This is a genomic window from Saprospira grandis DSM 2844 (assembly GCF_000275825.1).
In the GTDB taxonomy this organism is placed as follows: Bacteria; Bacteroidota; Bacteroidia; order Chitinophagales; family Saprospiraceae; genus Saprospira; species Saprospira grandis_A.
In genome coordinates this window covers 293070-309253 of sequence record NZ_JH719942.1, presented here as the reverse complement: position 1 = coordinate 309253, position 16184 = coordinate 293070, and the positions used below count along the sequence as shown (strand labels likewise).

At 46.4% G+C, this 16184-nt stretch carries 13 protein-coding genes; 11 read left to right on the top strand and 2 right to left on the bottom strand.

Going from position 1 to position 16184, the window contains the following annotated elements; genetic code table 11:
- The 7 genes from SAPGRDRAFT_RS01610 to SAPGRDRAFT_RS01575 all read left to right on the top strand — a co-directional run.
- Nucleotides 1–520, top strand: a 520-nt coding sequence (locus SAPGRDRAFT_RS01610) for a transposase (RefSeq protein WP_002656640.1), incomplete at its 5' end; no start/stop codon positions are given.
- 17 nt (nt 521–537) lie between these two features.
- On the top strand, nt 538–2154 hold the full coding sequence (locus SAPGRDRAFT_RS01605) for a sensor histidine kinase (protein WP_037349692.1): 1617 nt from the start codon (nt 538–540) through the stop codon (nt 2152–2154).
- Complete coding sequence (locus SAPGRDRAFT_RS01600) at nt 2151–2519, top strand: response regulator transcription factor (protein WP_002656639.1); 369 nt, start codon at nt 2151–2153, stop codon at nt 2517–2519. Before SAPGRDRAFT_RS01605 ends, SAPGRDRAFT_RS01600 begins: the two co-directional genes overlap by 4 nt.
- A gap of 216 nt (nt 2520–2735) precedes the next feature.
- Nucleotides 2736–4637, top strand: a complete 1902-nt coding sequence (gene acs, locus SAPGRDRAFT_RS01595; RefSeq protein WP_002656637.1) for an acetate--CoA ligase — start codon at nt 2736–2738, stop codon at nt 4635–4637.
- A 523-nt stretch (nt 4638–5160) separates the two neighbouring features.
- Complete coding sequence (locus SAPGRDRAFT_RS01590; protein ID WP_002656635.1) at nt 5161–7443, top strand: OmpA family protein; 2283 nt, start codon at nt 5161–5163, stop codon at nt 7441–7443.
- Between the two features lie 123 nt (nt 7444–7566).
- Nucleotides 7567–9840, top strand: coding sequence for an OmpA family protein (locus tag SAPGRDRAFT_RS01585; RefSeq protein ID WP_002656633.1), 2274 nt, complete (start codon nt 7567–7569; stop codon nt 9838–9840).
- A 256-nt stretch (nt 9841–10096) separates the two neighbouring features.
- Nucleotides 10097–10717 carry a 3'-5' exonuclease gene (locus SAPGRDRAFT_RS01575; protein WP_002656629.1) on the top strand — a complete coding sequence of 207 codons (621 nt, stop codon included), beginning with the start codon at nt 10097–10099 and terminating at the stop codon, nt 10715–10717.
- On the opposite strand, the gene rffA is transcribed toward SAPGRDRAFT_RS01575, so the two are convergent.
- Together rffA and SAPGRDRAFT_RS01560 are read right to left on the bottom strand one after the other, a co-directional pair.
- Nucleotides 10698–11837 carry a dTDP-4-amino-4,6-dideoxygalactose transaminase gene (rffA, locus tag SAPGRDRAFT_RS01570; RefSeq protein ID WP_002656628.1) on the bottom strand — a complete coding sequence of 380 codons (1140 nt, stop codon included), beginning with the start codon at nt 11835–11837 and terminating at the stop codon, nt 10698–10700. The two genes, SAPGRDRAFT_RS01575 and rffA, sit on opposite strands and share 20 nt — an antisense overlap.
- Nucleotides 11838–12067: 230 nt before the next feature.
- Entirely contained in the window at nt 12068–12691 is a 624-nt protein-coding gene (locus SAPGRDRAFT_RS01560; protein WP_002656626.1) for an NAD(P)H-dependent oxidoreductase, read from the bottom strand.
- An 853-nt stretch (nt 12692–13544) separates the two neighbouring features.
- On the opposite strand from SAPGRDRAFT_RS01560, the gene SAPGRDRAFT_RS01545 reads away from it, so the two are divergent.
- The 4 genes from SAPGRDRAFT_RS01545 to SAPGRDRAFT_RS22790 all read left to right on the top strand — a co-directional run.
- Nucleotides 13545–14540, top strand: coding sequence for a hypothetical protein (locus SAPGRDRAFT_RS01545; RefSeq protein WP_002656624.1), 996 nt, complete (start codon nt 13545–13547; stop codon nt 14538–14540).
- 54 nt (nt 14541–14594) lie between these two features.
- Nucleotides 14595–14885 (top strand): hypothetical protein, encoded by a 291-nt coding sequence (locus SAPGRDRAFT_RS01540; RefSeq protein ID WP_002656622.1) that lies wholly within the window; start codon nt 14595–14597, stop codon nt 14883–14885.
- Nucleotides 14886–14969: 84 nt separating this feature from the next.
- Nucleotides 14970–15785, top strand: coding sequence for a hypothetical protein (locus tag SAPGRDRAFT_RS01535; RefSeq protein WP_002656620.1), 816 nt, complete (start codon nt 14970–14972; stop codon nt 15783–15785).
- On the top strand, nt 15742–16184 hold a 443-nt coding region (locus SAPGRDRAFT_RS22790), incomplete at its 3' end, for an RHS repeat-associated core domain-containing protein (RefSeq protein WP_156001801.1). The genes SAPGRDRAFT_RS01535 and SAPGRDRAFT_RS22790, both read left to right, overlap by 44 nt.

The window sequence follows — 16184 nt, the reverse complement described above, 5'->3', positions numbered from 1 at the left end:
TATACAGCTTGACGGAAGTCATACCCCAGCGAAAAGAGGGGGCGAAGCTGTGGGTTATCAGGGCCGAAAAAAGTCCAAAACCACAAATGCTCTCTTTCTCACAGATAAAAATGGGCTGCCAATCGCTATGTCTCCGCCTTTTGCGGGAAACCATAATGATTTGTTTGAAATCGAGAGTCATTTCCAAAAAATGCTTGCCGATCTGCAGCTTTCAGACATCTCTCCTGATGGTTTATTTATGAATGCTGATGCAGGGTTTGATAGCAAAAAACTTAGAGAAAACTGCCAAAAAATGGGCATTATCCCTAATATTGACCACAACAAAAGAAATAGAAAAAAAGCTTATTATCAAGATATTATAGATGAGGAACTTTACAAAGAACGCTTTTCTGTTGAGCGAACTAACGCATGGATTGACGCATTCAAAATTTTACTCATTCGTTTTGAAAGAAAAGCCGACAACTGGGCGAGTCTACACTATTTAGCCTTTATACTTATTTTCCTAAAACGAAATTTTTAAACAAACTCATTGCCACTTTGGCCCTCTCTACTATGGTCACTAGCAATTTGCTGATTCCTATATTGATTAGGACCAAAGCCATTGATTTGAATAAGGCGCAGCAGCTGAGCAGCAGTATTGTCTTTGCTCGACGGGCAGCCGTGGCTTTTACCATTCTTTGGGCCTATATCTATTTTAAGATTATTGCCAATTCTACGCCTTTGGTCGATACGGGTTGGGTTTCTTTTGTGGGTATTGCGCAGTTGGCGCCAGCTATGTTGGGGGGGCTCTTTTGGCGGTCGGCCACAAAAGCCGGGGCCAAGGCGGGTATTTTAGCCGGCTTTATCGTTTGGGGGGCTATGCTTCCGCTGCCAGCACTTTGGCCCGATTGGGCCGCCTTGCTAGCCGATAGCGAACAACATCCGGTGCCTAGAGCTGCTTTTTGGAGCTTGCTGACGAACCTCATTTTTTATGTGGGCGTTTCGCTCAGAAGCAAACCTTCTGCTTTGGAGCTGACGCAGGCGGCCCTTTTTATTGATGATGAGGACCATTCGCCTTTTGCCGAGCCCGAAGAAGATGACCATAGCCAAATTCTCAACCACGATATTGTGGCCCTTTTGAGCCGCTTTATGAGTGAACAGGCCCTAGAGTGGGCCAAACAGTTCTTTGAAGAAAAAGGAAAAGCCTATCAGCCAATGAGCTTAGCCAATAATCAGTTTATTCAGGCAGCCGAAAATACCTTGGGGGGCGTGCTAGGCACGGCTTCTGCTCGGGCCATCTTTGCCAGTATGGTTAAGCAAAAGCCTATTGGCCAAAAGCAGCTCTTTAAGATGTTGCAGGAAACCGAGGCCCTTTTGCGCTATACCCGAGAGATCGAAAGCAAATCGGCCATTTTGCAGCGCACCCAAGCCGAACTCCAACAAGCGAATGAACAGCTCAAAGAATTGGCCCAGATGAAAGATGATTTTGTGAGTACGGTAACGCATGAATTGCGGACCCCGCTTACCTCTATCAAGTCCCTGAGTCAGATCTTGAAAGAGCGGAAAGATAGCTTGCCCGCCGAACGGCAGGCGCAGTTTCTGGCCGTTATCTTTAAGGAAAGTCAGCGGCTGGGCCGCCTAATTGACGAGGTTTTGGATTTTCAGCGCTTAGAGCAACGCAAAATGAGCTTTAGCTACTCCCGCTTTTTGGTCCAAGAACTACTGGCCGACGTTTTACTGATCTTGGAAGAGTCTATGCAGCAAAATGGGGTGACCTTAGAAAATAAACTCCAAAGCCTTCGGCCCAACTATATCATTGAGGCTGATTATGACCGATTAAAACAGGTCCTGATCAACCTCATCTCTAATGCCATTAAGTTTAAGCAGGCTGGCCGGCCTTTGCGCATACAAATTGATGCCGAAAAAAATGGGAAAGAACTCATCTTTTCGGTCTCTGATAATGGCATTGGGATTCCCAACGAACTGCACCAATCTATTTTTGAGCAGTTTAAACAAGGGCAACTGCCCAGCCGCGACAAGCCCAAGGGCAGCGGCCTAGGCCTAGCCATCTGTAAGCAGATTATTGAGCAGCACCGAGGCCATATCTGGCTGAGTAGCCAGCCCAATTTTGGCTCTACCTTTTATTTCTCTATACCGCTAACAACAAAAAAATGAACGCTAAAATCTTAATTGTCGATGATGAGAGCAGCATCCGCCTAGCCTTAGAGTTTCTGATGCAGGACCAAGGCTATACGGTAGCTACTGCCGCCAATGGCCAAGAAGGTCTAGCCAAAGTGGCCGATTTTGGTCCCCAACTCATCATCTTAGATGTCATGATGCCTATTATGGACGGACTAGAAATGGCCAAGGAAATGCGAGCGCAGGGACTGTCGCCCGATACCGTTATCCTTTTCCTTACCGCCAAGGGCCAAGAACAAGACCGACTAGCGGGCTATGCTCATGGTGGCGATGCCTATTTGGCCAAACCCTTTGATAACCAAGCGCTGGTTGAGCTGATTGCAGAAATGCTAGAAGATTAGCTAGCTGCTGCGACCTACAGGCGGCAAAGCCGCCGCAAGCGAGCGAAGCGAAGCGGCTGAGGGATGGATAGTGGTGGCCCAAAGGGCCAGACCTAGCGGGCAAAGCCCGCGCAGGGCCGAGCGAGCAGCGAGCCACGACACAGCCCGACCCGACCATAGGGAGGGGCAGCCCCAAAAAAATATAAATTTCACATACCTGACAAAATAGTTTCTAATATGGAACATCAAATTAAGAGCTGGGAAGAATACGAAAAAGTATATGCAGAAAGCGTAGCTAATCCGGAGGATTTTTGGGCCAATGTGGCCGAAAGTTTTTCATGGAAAAAGAAATGGGATAATGTCCTTTCTTGGAATTTTGAGGGCCCTGATATCAAATGGTTTGAGGGCGCCGAATTGAATATTACGGAAAACTGCCTAGACCGTCATTTGGCTGAAAGAGGGGATCAGACGGCTATTATTTGGGAGCCCAACGGACCCAAAACGCCTGAAATTCGCTTGACTTATAGGGAGTTGCATGCCAAGGTTTGCCAGATGGCCAATGTGCTCAAATCTTATGGCGTAGTGAAGGGCGACCGAGTTTGCTTGTACATGCCGATGATTCCAGAATTGGCTATTGCGACCTTGGCTTGTGCTCGTATTGGGGCCATTCACTCGGTCGTTTTTGCTGGTTTTTCGGCCAATGCTTTAGCTGATCGAATCAACGATGCGCAGGCCAAGGTAGTGCTTACTGCCGATGGTTCTTTGCGTGGGGCCAAAGTGATTCCATTGAAAGATATTGCTGATGAGGCTTTGAGTCATTGCCCTTGCGTAGAAACTGTTTTGGTGGCTAAGCGCAGCGACAAGTTTTGCCATATGCAGGAGGGCCGAGATGTTTGGTTGGGAGAGGCTATGGATGCTGCGAGCACCGACTGTCCCGCCGAGACGATGACTGCAGAAGATATGCTCTTCATTCTCTATACTTCGGGCTCTACGGGTAAGCCCAAAGGGGTGGTGCACACTACTGCGGGGTATATGGTGTATGCCTATTATAGCTTTGTGAATGTATTTCAGTATCAGCAGAATGACATTTATTGGTGTACGGCAGATATCGGATGGATTACGGGCCACACTTATATTGTTTATGGGCCTTTGTTGGCTGGGGCGACTACCGTTATGTTTGAGGGCGTACCTACTTGGCCTGATGCGGGTCGTTTTTGGGCCATTTGTGATAAATATCAGGTGAATCAATTCTACACAGCTCCCACGGCTATTCGTGCTTTGATGGCTAAGGGGTTAGAATATGTAGCGCCTTACCGTTTGAACTCGCTCAAGGTTTTGGGTTCTGTTGGCGAGCCCATCAATGAAGAGGCTTGGCAGTGGTACAACAAGTATATTGGCAAGAACCAATGCCCGATTGTAGATACTTGGTGGCAAACGGAAACAGGGGGGATTATGATTTCTCCTTTGCCCAATATTACTGCGCTCAAGCCCACTTATGCTACTCTTCCATTGCCTGGAATACAGCCTTGTTTGCTGGATGCAGAGGGCAATGAATTGGCAGAAAACAATGTAGAGGGCTTGTTGGCGGTTAAGTTTCCTTGGCCCTCTATGTTGCGCACCACTTATGGCGATCATGATCGCTGCAAACAGGTCTATTTCTCGATGTTTAAGGACAAATATTTTACGGGAGATGGCGCCAAGCGCGATGCCGATGGCAATTATCGGATTATTGGCCGGGTAGATGATGTGATCAATGTTTCGGGCCACCGTTTGGGTACAGCTGAGCTTGAAAATGTGATCAATGAGCATGATATTGTGGTGGAGTCTGCCGTAGTGGGTTATCCGCATGAAATTAAGGGCCAGGGTATTTTTGCCTTTGTGATTGTTCAGGAAGCATGCAGTCAAGAGGCTTTAGAGGCCGAGCTGAAGGAGTTGATTAACACGGAAATTGGTCCTATTGCCAAACCTGACCGCATTCAGGTGGTGTCGGGCCTTCCAAAAACTCGATCGGGAAAAATTATGCGCCGTATTCTGCGCAAAATTGCTAGCGGAGATGTAAGCAACCTTGGAGATATATCTACTTTGCTAGATCCCTCTGTGGTAGAGGAAATTAAGGAGGCTGTTTTGGGCCAAGCCTAAAGTAGTTTTTTAGTCCCTTATTGGGTAGTTGTAGCGCCATGTAGCCAATATGCTGCATGGCTTTTTTTATTATTTTTTTGGGGCCTGCCGCCTTCGGCGGCCGGGCCCTTGCAGGGCTCGCAGGTCTGCTCGGCCCTGCGGGCTTCGCCCTTGGTCTGCCGCTTCGCGGCCCCCTTTCAGGCCCCTAGGCCGAATGGAAGTTCTGCGCTTTGGGCATCCTTTGATAAAAATTTCTTGTTAAATAGAGTATGCAGACTTTAATGGGCTGTTTTGCAGTTAGCAGGCGGCGAAGCCGCCGCAAAGGCGCGCAGCGCCTCGGCTGAGGGGCTGTAGCAGGGCCGCCGAAGGCGGCAGACCAAAGCGGCGCAGCCGCTGCAGGGCCGAGCGAGCAGCGAGCTGCGCAATGGCCCGACCCAAGTCCGAAGGCCGCAGGGGCAGCCCCAAAAAAGAAGAATTGTAACAATTAACATTTTTATCCTTATAATAAAGTATAGAATAATTTACCCCCCCTAAACGCTAAGCTATGCGAAATTTATTTTCCCTCAGTTTGTTTTTCTTTTTGCCTGTTTTGCTTTTTGCGCAGGACAAATACCAGCTTTTTTATGCTCCCAATGCCTATAGCTTGACCCCAAAGCAAGAGGCCGATTTGAGCAAAATATTGCAGGCTCGCCCCTTGTCGGTGCTGAAAATCCAGCCCTTTACCGATGATTTGGGAAGCGATATTGACAATGAGGTTTTGGCCGAGAATCGAGCAAAAACTATTATTCAGTTTGTACAAAAACAGGGCTTCGAGCAACTCCAATTTGAGCAATTGCCCTATGAACGGCAGCCGCTGGATGCTCGCTTGCCGGCAGCCGAAGCTCGGCAGCAGTTGCGCCGCATCGACCTCTACTTTTATAATGCAGAGGAATTTGAGGAGGTCAAAAATAATGATGTCTGGACCTCTTTTTATAGCAAGCAGCGCAAAGAAGCGCAGCAGTTCTTTAGCTTTTCGGCCCAAAAAGGAAAGTTTATTGAGGGCAAGGAGGGGATCCAAATTGACATTCCAGAAAATAGTTTTCTTGGGCCAGATGGCCGCCCTTATCAGGGGCAGGTCAGTTTAGTTTTGCAAGAGGCCCTAAGCATGAAAGATATGATTTTGCAAAACCTGAGCACCAGCTCCAATGGAGAGCTGATTGAAACTGGCGGCATGATTTATTTGGCCGCCAAGGGCGAAAATGGCGAAGAATTGAGTCTGGCCGAGGGCAAAGACTTGACCGTTGGTTTTCCCGGCGCCGCCGCAGCACTACCCGGTATGCAAATTTTTCAGGGCCCGAATGCTGCCGATCCGCATGCCGAGATCAATTGGCAGCCCGTAGGCAACCCTTTGGAGCTTTTTGTAGAGGAAAAACTGGATAGCACAATGAGCTTTAGCAAGGCTTATTTTGACTATAAGGAAGAATTGCTGTACTTGCTCAAAGAGCCCTTTTTGGCGAAGACGAAAAAAGAAGTCCCAAAATCCTTTAAGCTAAGGAGTCCTCGACTAAAAGTAGAGCGGACGTTTATCGCCTTTGAGGAGTACCTGGCCCAAAAATATCCACAAAAATCAGGAGAGACCGAAGAGAGCTACCAGCGTCGAATCCGAAAAAAGAAGATCAAGCTGCGCAAGAAGTACAATAATAAAAAGCGCAGCTGGCGAAATAAATATAGAGCCTATCAAAAGGATAGCAGTCGCTACGCCAGAGCTCGTAGCCGATACGAAAAAGAGCAAAAGGCCTATAATGAGTTCTTAGATAGAGAGTATAAAGAAGCCCAAGAATTTTTAGCATATATAGAGGCCCTTAGCCATGAGCATTTACATGAGCTGCTAGATAGTTGTAACCAAGAAATACGAAGGAGCTACAACCCAAAAAGATATAATCAGGCAGGAAGCACTGTAGGTGGTTTTATGGAGTTACTGCCGATGTATCAGTTTAGAGGCGATGGCGATTTTGAATTAGAAATAGAGAAGGCCCGAGAACTCTATCCCCAATTCAGTTTTGAGCAAATTGACGCCTATGAAGAGGCTTTTAATCGTGCACTTGGCTTGTTTGAAAAACAACTAGGGCAGCAAAAAAATAACTGGGCCAAGCAGTTGAAAGATGAAAAAGAACAGGAATACTGGGACTGGCCCAAGGATATAGCGCAAGAAGAAATTCGCCTAAAATTAGCCAATTTACTTAAGGATGAACGAGGCGGATTTACGCCCTTAGGCCAGAAAAAATATGCGGAAATCAAAAAAATGTTTTGGGCCAAAAAGGAGTATGTCAGCTATAAACAATGGAAGACAGAAGCCTATAGCAACTGCCTTCTAAATATGCAGAAAATCGAAGCCGAGCAACAGAAGGCCAATAAAGGCTGCAAAAATGTAGATAGCCTAGCCGCCGAAGTTTTGGCCAAAAAAGAACGCTATGGCATAAATAAGAAGGAAGAGCAACGAAAAAAGACAATAAGCCGGATGAAAATTACGGGCCTCGGCTGGATCAACTGCGATCGCTTTTTAAATGAAAATGGCGCAAAAATGAATTTGATCTTGGCCTCGGCCTCTCGGCATGCACAATACTTCCTGATTTTTAAAAATATCAACGGAATTATGCGGGCCAATAGTCGGGCTACCTTTAAAAATGTGCCTAAGAATTATCAGGCCAAACTGATTGGCATTAAGCAGTTTGGCGACCAAATAGAATTTATGGAGGCAGAGGATAAAGTGCTTGAATTAGACGAAAAATATTTCCCTTTCCAAAAAGTGAGCGAAAAAGAATTGGCCGCCAAACTAGATGCCCTCTAAAGTTTTAGCCATCCCTAGGGATGGCTTTTTTTGGGGCTGCCTCCCAAAAAAAACTGTAACAAATCGCAGCTCCACCCACTATATCTTATAGAAACATCATCTTATAGCTAAAACAGTGAGCCTATGCCCTATCTACTCAGTTTCAGTTTGTTTTTCTTTTTGCCTGTTTTGCTTTTTGCGCAGGACAAATACCAGCTTTTTTATGCTCCCAATGCCTATAGCTTGACCCCAAAGCAAGAGGCCGATTTGAGCAAAATATTGCAGGCTCGCCCCTTATCGGTGCTGAAAATTCAGCCCTTTACCGATGATTTGGGAAGCGATATTGACAATGAGGTTTTGGCCGAGAATCGAGCAAAAACTATTATTCAGTTTGTACAAAAACAGGGCTTCGAGCAACTACAATTTGAGCAATTGCCCTATGAACGGCAGCCGCTGGATGCTCGCTTGCCGGCAGCCGAAGCTCGGCAGCAGTTGCGCCGCATCGACCTCTATTTTTATAATGCAGAAGAATTTGAGGAGGTCAAAAATAATGATGTCTGGACCTCTTTTTATAGCAAGCAGCGCAAAGAAGCGCAGCAGTTCTTTAGCTTTTCGGCCCAAAAAGGAAAGTTTATTGAGGGCAAGGAGGGGATCCAAATTGACATTCCAGAAAATAGTTTTCTTGGGCCAGATGGCCAACCTTATCAGGGACAGGTCAGTCTAGTGTTGCAAGAGGCCCTAAGCATGAAAGACATGATTTTGCAAAACCTGAGCACCAGCTCCAATGGAGAGCTGATTGAAACTGGCGGCATGATTTATTTGGCCGCCAAGGGCGAAAATGGCGAAGAATTGAGTCTGGCCGAGGGCAAAGACTTGACCGTTGGTTTTCCGGGCGCCGCCGCAGCACTACCCGGTATGCAAATTTTTCAGGGCCCGAATACCACCAACCCCCACAACGATATCAACTGGCAGGCCACGGGCAGCCAGCGGATTGGAAATGAAGAGCTGGAAAAACAGAGCCGAATAGCCCCCCTAGATAGTGACTATTTTCTGGCCCAAAAAAAGCTTTTGTATTTGCTCAATGAGCCAATCTTGAGTTTGTTTAACCGTAAACCTTTAAAGCCGTTCAAGCAGCCTTCGCCTCGCTTTAAGGGGGAGCGGAGCTTTATGGAATTTGAGGATTATCTGGCCAAAAAAATAGCCCAAAAAGCAGGAGAAACCGAAAAGAGCTATCAGTACCGAATCAGAAAAAAGAAGATCAAGCTCCTCAAGCAGTACAATAATAAAAAGCGCAGCTGGAAAAAAAAATATAGAGCCTATCAAAAGGATAGCAGCCGCTACGATGAGGCCCGCAGCAGCTATGAGGCCGCCCAGAAAGTTTACCAGGAATTTTTAGACAAGGAGCATCAGGAGGCTAAGGAACTTTTGGCTTATTTAGAGGCCTTCAGCCATGAGCGATTGGCCCTCCTTATGGCTATGCATAAAAAGCATTTGTATGCGGTTTTTGATATATATGATTATGGTCGATATAGCGCTACTTTGGGAGGCTTTCAGGAGGTTCTACCGGTCTATCAGGCCGATAAAGCAGGCGATTTTACCCCAGAAATTGCCGCTACCAATGAACTTCTCCCTCAGTTGCCAGGCGATATCTACGAAAAATCTATGCTTGGCTATATTGGCTTTTTGAATAAATACTATGAGAAGGAAGAGAAGAATTGGGCCAAAAATATTGCAAAAGGAGAGGCGCAGCCCCTTCTGATCTGGACAAAAGATGAAGCGCTAGAGGCCCTAAAAATTAAACTGGCCCAGCTCCTCAAGGAGGAGGCTGATGGCTTTAGCCCCCGCGGACAGAAACAATACTTCAAGCTGAAACAACAGCTACAGAAGAAAAAACAGAAGGATATATACAATTTGCGAAATGAGACCTATAGCGATTACATACTGTATAGTCAGGCCGCCGAAAAGGAACAGCAAAGGGTTGCTCAACTCTGCCCCCGAATAGATAGCCTAGCCGCCGAAGTTTTGGCCAAAAAAGAGCGCTATGGCCTATTGGAAAAAGAGGAAGCGCGCAAAAAAATGTTGAGCCAAATGAAGGTTTCTGGCCTCGGCTGGATCAATTGCGATCGCTTTTTGAACGCTAAGAGCGGCATAATGAATCTGACTGTGGCCCAGGCCTCTAGCAATACGCAGTACTTTTTGGTCTTTAAAAATATCAACGGAATTCTGCGGGCCGATAATCAGGCAAGCTTCAGAAATGTGCCCAAAAGTTATTTTGCCAAATTGATCGGTATCAAGCAATTGGGCGACCGCATACAGTTTATGGAGCTCAGCGCTGAGGTAAAGGAAATGAACCGCATGCAGCAGTCTTTTGAGGACCTTAGTCAAGAAGAATTGGCCGCTAAATTAGAGGCCCTTTAAGATTTTATTTTTTGGGGCTGCCCCGCCCTGCGGGCGGGTCGCTACGCTGCGGGGCTCGCAGGTCTGCTCGGCCCTGCAGCCGCCTTTGGCGGCTTTGGTCTGGCCTGCGGCCACCCGCTCCGCATCGCTCATCCGCTCCTCCTTTTTTCTTTGGCTTAGAGGGGCGGCTTCGGCCCGCTTGGGCAACAAAAGTTGGCCTTTTCTTGGCCCTATTGCCAGTTTTTTAATAGCTTTAGCACTCATAAAAAAAACAAAGATGAACTATCTAGTATTTGATTTGGAAATGACGGGCACCGAGCCTGGCTGGCATGAGATTGTACAAATTGGGGCCGCCATTTATGATGAAAATTGGGAGAAAAAAAGTACCTTTTTAACCAATGTCTATCCCGAAAATGAGGAGAGCTTTTCGCTACCCGCCTTAGAAGTACATGGCCTAACCCTAGACATTCTAGAGGAGGCCCCTATGCTACACGAGGCCATAGAAGCTTTTGAAAACTGGGCCGTAACTACTGTTTTGGGCCACAAAAAATGGAAGGAAAATCAAAAACCGGGGGCACTCAAGCGCCTAGTGGTCTGCGGGCAAAGTGTGCATTACGATATCAACTTTTTGCGTTTTGCCTATATGGACCTCAAGCAGCCTTATCCCTTCTCCTTCAAAACCATTGATTTATATCAGCAGGCTTATTTCTTGTTCCGTTTGCTTAGAGAAAACGGACAGCCTACTTCTAAGGGCCTTAGCCTAGGCGCCCTATCCGAGTATTTTGGTTTGCAAAGAGAAGGCGATATGCACAACGCCCTAGAGGATGCAGAATTGACCGCAGCCTGTTTAGAGGAAGTCTTTAACTATTTGCCCAAATTTAAGTACGATCCAGCTTAAAGAACTGGAAAATCTGATCGATAATAAATTGCTGTTCTTGGGCTTGGAGCTCAAAAAAGAGGGGGAGCCGTAGCAGGCGGTCGGCATAGCGCTGGGCCTGCGGTAGTTTGCGGCCATCGTGTTTTGGTCCATAAAACGGACTAGCATGTAGGGGGAGATAATGAAAAACAGCATGAACGCCAACGGCTCTGAGCGCTTGTATCAGGGCCGTTCTTTCGTCTAGGCTGCTACAAATGAGATAAAAAAGGTGGGCATTATTGCTGCTGTGTTCTGGAATATTAGGCAGTTCGATTAGGCCTTTTTGGGCCAGGGGGAGTAGGGCTTCAAAGTAGCGGTTCCAGCGTTTTTTGCGGGCATTTTGGATCTGCTCGAGCTCTTCCAATTGGGCAAAGAGGAAGGCCGCTACGGTTTCGGAGGGCAAAAAAGAAGAGCCCAGGTCCACCCAGCCATATTTATCGACCTCTCCCCGAAAAAAGGCGGCTCGGTTGGTGCCTTTTTCCCAGATGATTTCGGCTCTTTGGGCCAGTTTTGGGTCGTTGATGGCCAGCAGGCCGCCTTCTCCAGCAATAATATTTTTGGTTTCATGAAAAGAGAAGCAGGCCAATTGGCCAAAACTACCGAGGGGCTGCCCTTGATAATAGCCATCAATGGCTTGGGCGGCATCTTCCACTAGGGCAATTTGGTGCTTTTGGCAGAGGGCCATAATTTCTTGCATGGGGCAGGCCATACCGGCATAATGGACCAGCACCAAAGCTTTGGTCTTTTCATTAATCAGGGGCAAAATGGCTTGGGGATCGAGGTTGGGGTGTTGGGCTTGAGAATCGACAAAGCGGATAATGGCCCCACGGAGCACAAAGGCGTTGGCGGTAGACACAAAGGTATAGGAGGGCATAATGACCTCATCGCCGGGCTGGATGTTGAGGAGTAGGGCGGACATTTCGAGGGCATCGGTGCAGGAGGTGGTCAGCAGGCATTTGTGGAAGCCATAGCGGCTTTCAAAAAAGCTTTGGCAGGCCTTAGTAAATTGGCCATTTCCAGATAATTGGCCCGATTGGACCGCTTGATAGAGATAGTGGGCTTCTTTGCCTGTGAGGTAGGGCTTATTAAAGGGTATTTGCATTTTGGCGAGAGATTAAGAGCAGGGATGGAATTGGCCCAGCGCTGCGCAGCGGTGGCCGCAGGCCAGACCGAAGCCCGAAGGGCTGAAGGGCCGAGCAGACTTGCGAGCCGTGTAGCATAGCGGCGGCCAGCTTTGCTGGCCGCGGGCCCCAAATAATAAAGCTCAAGATAAAAAAAAGGGCTGACCAAAAATGGCCAGCCCACAGACTATTCACAAAAATCAAACTATCCTTATTTGGTCTCGAAGAGGACAGATTTGGCTTTACGCACCTTAGCGGCATGTTGCATACCGTCTTCTTCGTGGCGGTAGCCGAGGGTCGCGATCACAGAAGTGGTCCAGCCCTCTAGGCCCAAAATCTCATCAAATTGGGCGGCATCGAAGCCTTCCATGGGGCAGGCATCCACCTTGAGTTCGGCAGCGGCGGCCAGCAGATTGCCCAGGGCAATATAGGTTTGCTTGGCCATCCAGTTTTTGGCGCCTTCTTCGGTTTGCTTCAAGAGCGCGCCCTTCATAAAGTCGCTATAATCGTTTAGTACAGCGGGATCGAGGCCGCGAGTATCGGCAGTAAGTTGGACAAACTCCTCGATATGTTCGGCGGTAACTGTAGTGGGCGTGGTGAAAACGAAGAGCTGAGAAGCGTCTACGATTTGGCTTTGGCCCCAGGCTGCGGCTTGGAGTTTTTTGCGTAGTTCGGGATCTTGGACATCAATAATTTTGTACAACTGTAGGCCATAAGAAGAGGCAGACAGCTGGATGGCTGTTTTGATTTCTTCTAGGGTTTCGGCAGCAATTTTTTTGCTGGCATCAAATTTTTTGGTGGCATAGCGCCATTTCAGATTTTCGACTAAAGACATCTTGTTATTTTTTAAGGAGGTAGAATATATTAGTGCATTGGGACCTCCATGAGGAGGATTTTGGCTTCTTTTGTGGCTTGGAGTTCCAGTTTTTGGGTATGCCAAACGCCAACGTTTGGGCTTATAATAATTGGACTGTGGTAGGTATCGAGCCAGCCGTGCTTGGCATGTCTGCGGCTACCCTGGGGGCAGCAAAGAGCCCTAACCTGTCCAATGCCAATGCTTTTAAAAATTGTTTTCGCTTCATCTGTTACTGATTTAATGTATATACATCAATTGTAATAACAATCTTGTAGAAAAGTTGAGGAGAGGTTCATTTTTTTTAAAATTATTTGGGGGAGGGTTGTTATTTTGGGGCCCGCGGCCGGCTCGGCTTCGCCTCGCTTGGCCGCCGCTATGCTGCGGGGCTCACAGGTCTGTTCGGCCCTGCGGGCTACACTTCGTTTCGCCCTTGGTCTGGCCTACGGCCCCCCCTTCGCAGCGCTGGGCCGCTCAGCGGTCTTTTTTCTTTGGGCTTTCTTCTTTGGCGGTTGGGCGGTTTGGGATCCATGGGCTGAAGCCTATGGTTGTAGTCTATGCAAACTGGCGGGCTAAAGCCCTTGTTTGCTATAAATCAGTATTTGAGAATTAGTTATGGGCCGATGGTTGAAACCATCGGCCCATTTTATTGCGTTTAGTGTGGCCTCTTTTGTTGCTGTGGGTTTTATATATATCCATCCTACAGGCCCCAAAAAAAGATAAAAAATACTACCTTTAGACCTCGTTCTTTGAAATAAAATGAGCTTTAAGCCGCCGCCGCTACGAGCTGTCCAACCATTTAGGCAACGTACTGGCTACGGTCAGTGATAAATCTTTGGGCCAAGACAGCAGCCAAACTGGACAGGCAGATTATTATCTGGCGCAGGTTTCTTCTGCAAGTTTGTATTATCCATTCGGTTGGGAAATGCCAGGCCGTAAATTTGTGAGTGGGGAGGGGTATCGTTTTGGGTTTAATGGGCAAGAGGAGGATCCTGATATACATGGAGGTGGAATTGTCTTTAAATACAGAACAGAAGATGCTAGAGTCGCAAGGTTTTTTGCGGTAGATCCTATTGCAGCTCAATATCCTGAGTTGACCCCATATCAAGTTGCTAGTAATTCCCCCATTTATTTAATTGAGGTAGAAGGTTTAGAAGGAGAATTATCTCAAGAAGGTAAAAAGTATCAAAATCAGCAAAAAGGCAGAACTTTAATAATTGTGGCTGGTGGAAATTATATAGACGGGACTGTGGGACATACTTATTTAGAAGTCGACGGTACGGTATACACATATGGTAGGTACGCAGATTTGGATGACTCTTCAGGAAAGGATGATCCATCTTCAGCAGGAGGGGTAACTGCTAAATCTGGAGAAGGTGTTTTGATAAAAAAGGAAGGTATAGAGGCAAAAGAGTTTAATAAAAAATATGTCAACAAGTATGGAGCAAAAGTTTTTGAAGTAGAAGGTGCAAATTCTGGTAAGATAAAAGATCATTTTGAAGATCAATTAAAGTCTGGGTCTAACCCAACTGAAGGCAAATACAAAGATAAGGGGAATGCTAAAACTGTTGATAAGTACAAATTATACTCTAATAATTGTACTACTAAAACATGTGAAGGTGTAGCTAAGGGAATTCCAGAAAGTGCGACTTCTACAACTACAGAATCTGCAGGATATGGGAGGACTGTCTATTTTAGCGATAAAAGAAATTTGAATAGAAAAATAAAAGAACAAAAAACGCCTAATGCCTTGTTAGGGTATTTGAAGAAAGATAAAAAAACTACTGGTGTGAATATTGAGGATGTTACAGTAGAGTATGAGGGTAAGTAACGTTTTTGTAGTGAAAAGAAATACGATTGATGTTTTTAATTTTAAAAGAAAGTAATGCAGAACATTAAGCTTGCGTTATTAGCAGTTAATCTTTTAGGGATGATAATAGCTATATATAATCTTTTCCAGCTAATTGCTGTAAAACAATTTATTATGTCGGGGGGATATGAAGTTGTTGTTACAAAAGAGCAATTTGAATCCGATGTATCTAGTTTGATAAGTATTGTTTTTGCTTTTACTTTTGTGTTTTTTATTAATATAATTATATTTTTAGTGTTGGTAATGCGAAAAATAGATGTCCAAATAGAAGATGAAGTATTGGATAGGAAATCTTCTCTAAAATAGCTAGGACTTAATTTGCTAGTTTAGCAGTATCTGCTATGTACTAACCGTTGTCTATTTTGTTTCCAGTGTGGCAATATCGCCTATATGCAGACGGCCTTGCCACAGTTGGCTCGAGAGGGGATGGGTTCAGGTAGTTATGCTAGTGCGTATCAGTATGATCAGTTGCATCGGATTGTTTCGGCCTCGAATTACTATGTTTATCCTGGAGGGAATTGGAAAGATGGGTCTGTAGCGTCTAATACAACGGCTTATGGGAGTAGTTATAGCTATGATGCGAATGGAAATATCTTGAGTTTATCGCGTTATGCCGGAGGGAATCAGATAGATGATTTAAGCTATCATTATACTTATGATGTTGATCCTGCACAATTGCCAGAGGTTTCTAGCCAAGCTATCGGGCAGTTGTATAACAACCAATTGCAGTATGTGACGGATGGCGTAGGGGCGGCAACGGTGGGCGATTTGACTAGTCAGCCGGGACAAGATGGGGCCGTAGCTTTGTATTCACAGAATTATGTGTATGACGAAATCGGCAATTTGGTTCGAGATAGCTCGGAGCAGATTGAGGAGATAGTTTGGAACGTACAAGGCAAGGTGCAAGAGGTTCGTTTTGAGGCGGGCAAGGCGGGTCCTGATGCCTTGAAGTATGAGTACGACCCCATGGGCAACCGCTTGGCCAAGAAGAAATTGTATGTAGATGGTCCTGTGGATATCCGATCGGAGGGGCAGTTTCATATCCGTGACCTGCAGGTGAATGTGTTGGCGGTTTATCAGTTCAATGAAGAAGATATAGCGGTGGTTGAGGATATAGATAGTCTGTATTTAGAGGAGCTGCATTTATATGGGCTCGGCCCGTTTGGGAATCTTGAAAAAAGCCTTAGCTTTAAGGTATCGGGATGAGTCGGGGACCGTTGATTTGCCTATTAGGACATTAATCAAAACGGCTTTGGCGCAAAGCAGCTACCAGCAACTAGAGCTGGGCCGCCGCCGCTACGAGCTGTCCAACCACCTAGGCAATGTCCTGGCTACGGTCAGTGATAAATCCTTGGGTCAAGACAGCAGCCAAACTGGACAGGCAGATTATTATCTGGCGCAGGTTTCTTCTGCAAGCCTATACTACCCATTTGGTTGGGAAATGCCAGGCCGTAAGTTTGTGAGTGGGGAGGAGTATCGTTTTGGGTTTAATGGGAAGGAGGATGATCGAGATTGGGGGATGCAAAACATACAGGATTATGGCTTTCGGTTGTACAATCCGAGTATAGGTAAGTTTTTGAGTGTGGATCCGTTGAGTCCGGATTA